Source organism: Blautia sp. AF17-9LB (genome assembly GCF_003479185.1).
GTDB lineage: Bacteria > Bacillota > Clostridia > Lachnospirales > Lachnospiraceae > Fusicatenibacter > Fusicatenibacter saccharivorans.
Map to the genome: position 1 here is coordinate 1 of NZ_QUGU01000038.1, position 1,205 is coordinate 1,205.

General features: G+C 51.5%; 1 rRNA gene (running past one end of the window). It reads left to right on the plus strand.

Annotation, left to right across the window (positions count from 1 at the left end):
• Window positions 1-4: 4 nt before the first annotated feature.
• Window positions 5-1,205, plus strand: a 23S ribosomal RNA gene (locus DWX00_RS19325) (it continues 1,725 nt past the right edge of the window).

Below are 1,205 nucleotides of genomic sequence, written 5' to 3' on the forward strand. Positions count from 1 at the left end.
TACAGGTCAAGCATTAAGAGCGCAGGGTGGATGCCTTGGCACTGAGAGCCGATGAAGGACGTGATAAGCTGCGAAAAGCTTCGGGGAGGAGCAAATATCCATTGATCCGGAGATATCCGAATGGGGAAACCCACTTGAGCAAACCTCAAGTATCCATACGCCAATCCATAACGTATGGAAGGGAACCGGGGGAACTGAAACATCTAAGTACCCCGAGGAGAAGAAAGAAACCTCGATTTCCAAAGTAGCGGCGAGCGAAATGGAAAGAGCCCAAACCGTGGTGCGTGCACCGCGGGGTTGTGGACTGCATAAGGTACTCGAATCAATAGCCGAACAGTTTTGGGAAATCTGATCAGAGAGGGTGAAAATCCCGTAGGCGAAATTGATGAGAGGCTGGCAGGATCCAGAGTACCACGAGACACGGGAAACCTTGTGGGAAGCAGGAGGGACCACCCTCCAAGGCTAAATACTCCTCAGTGACCGATAGCGCATAGTACTGTGAAGGAAAGGTGAAAAGGACCCCGGGAGGGGAGTGAAAGAGAACCTGAAACCCTGTGTTTACAAGCTGTGGAAGTGCCTTATGTGCACAACCGCGTACTTTTTGTAGAACGGTCCGGCGAGTTACGTTTACTGGCAAGGTTAAGCACTCAAGGTGCGGAGCCGAAGGGAAACCAAGTCTTAAGAGGGCGTGAAGTCAGTAAGAGTAGACCCGAAACCGGGTGATCTACCCATGTCCAGGCTGAAGCTGCCGTAAGAGGTAGTGGAGGGCCGAACGCACATCCGTTGAAAAGGGTGGCGATGAGGTGTGGGTAGGGGAGAAATTCCAATCGAACCCGGAGATAGCTGGTTCTCCTCGAAATAGCTTTAGGGCTAGCCTCGATGGAGTCTTACGGAGGTAGAGCACTGAATTTCTAAGGGGGCGTCAAAGCTTACCAAGGGATATCAAACTCCGAATGCCGTAAAGATGCTCATCGGGAGTCAGACTGCACGAGATAAGTTGGGCAGTCAAAAGGGAAAGAGCCCAGACCTGCTGCTAAGGTCCCAAAGTACGTGTTAAGTGGAAAAGGATGTGGGATTTCGAAGACAACTAGGATGTTGGCTCAGAAGCAGCCACACATTCAAAGAGTGCGTAATAGCTCACTAGTCGAGAGGTCCTGCGCCGAAAATGTCCGGGGCTGAAACACGACACCGAAGCACAGGATACC